The following is a 1,301-nucleotide window of genomic DNA, read 5'->3' as shown; positions in this document are numbered from 1 at the left end:
TAGAGAACAAAATCATTGCAGAACCCAGGGCAACCGCATGAATGCTTAAATATTATTCAGATTAGAAAATCCTGCTTGTACGACTTGTTCCAGAAATTGCGTTTTCATCCAGGCTCGCATTCGTTTCTTTCTTATACTTAATTTGCTGCCTTCTGTTTTCAGCATATTCAAGGCAATTCGCCTCAATATCGCGATATTTTCCGCCGCATTTTCTCGATAAATCTGACAATCATCCTCATGAAACGTCGCATCCAATACCCAATGGAGATTGTTCTCAATACGCCAATGGCTGCGCACTGCCTGAGCTAAGCTTTCTTCTGTCAGGGGGGCTGAGCTGATGTAATAACGATACTCCAGACTGGGTGATTGGCCTTTTTCTTGCCGGTAACCCATGACAACACCAAGGGTTTTTAATTCCGGCCAGGCGGGGAATTCTGCTTTGAGTGTCTCGGCACTGATGACATGACTTTCCCGGATTTCAAGGCGTCCATGCGACTGTTCCAGCATGACTTTTTCTCTTACCGAAGGCGCGATACGCTGGGCTTTTAACGCCTTTTGAATCGCCCTGTGGAGATGTTTTTGGTTATCTTTAACACTGAACAAATAATCCGCACCCGCATCAAGGAGTGCCTGAGCTATCCGGGTCTGACATCCCATCGCATCAAGGGAAACCAACGCGCCTTTTAGGTCTAACAATTTAATCAGCTCAGGAATAGCCGTGATTTCATTGGACTTCTTTTCTGTCCTAACCTGACCCATCACCAGTTTATTCGTGGTGGCATAAGCGCTCACCAAATGCAGCGTGGAAAGGCGCTCTTCCGGTGAATAAGCGCCCCGCAATACTTTACCGTCAATGGCCACTAATTCGCCCTGGGTGAGTTCATGAACAGCCTTCATCCAGTTGATAAAACAGAGGTTAAATTGTTCCGGGTTAATGCGCGAAATAAGGCGGGCAAACGTATCATCAACAGGGACACCTTCTTTGAACATGCCTTGTTTCAGGAACCAATCATGGTGCCCTTCGGTATACTCCTGAATATCACTCCAGCCTTCTGCGCCCGCAATCACGGCACACAGTGACGAAAACAGGATGTCAAATAAAGGATAGGTGACTTTCGCACTCTGGCGAGGGTCTTGGATTGCCGAAAAATGAAGGGTAAAGTTCTCAAGGCACATGATATAGGTTTTCACTCTCAAAAGAGAGTATAAGATCACAGTGCTTTATTTGAAGCAACCTATTTTATTTTTGGCTAAAAAACATTCGTGATCTTGCCCTGGTTTTAGCGCGTTACTCTTCAATT

General features: G+C 45.5%; 1 protein-coding gene. It reads right to left on the bottom strand.

The genetic code is table 11. The annotated features are described in order from the left end of the window. Positions 1-45 precede the first annotated feature (45 nt). Entirely contained in the window at positions 46-1,176 is a 1,131-nt protein-coding gene (locus tag C6H66_RS25025) for an ISAs1 family transposase (RefSeq protein ID WP_046397199.1), read from the bottom strand. Between the last annotated feature and the right edge of the window lie 125 nt (positions 1,177-1,301).

This window comes from Photorhabdus hindustanensis, assembly GCF_002968995.1.
GTDB classification, from domain to species: domain Bacteria; phylum Pseudomonadota; class Gammaproteobacteria; order Enterobacterales; family Enterobacteriaceae; genus Photorhabdus; species Photorhabdus akhurstii.
Note: the sequence above shows the minus strand (reverse complement) of the source record. Positions and strands in the feature narration are given on the sequence as shown.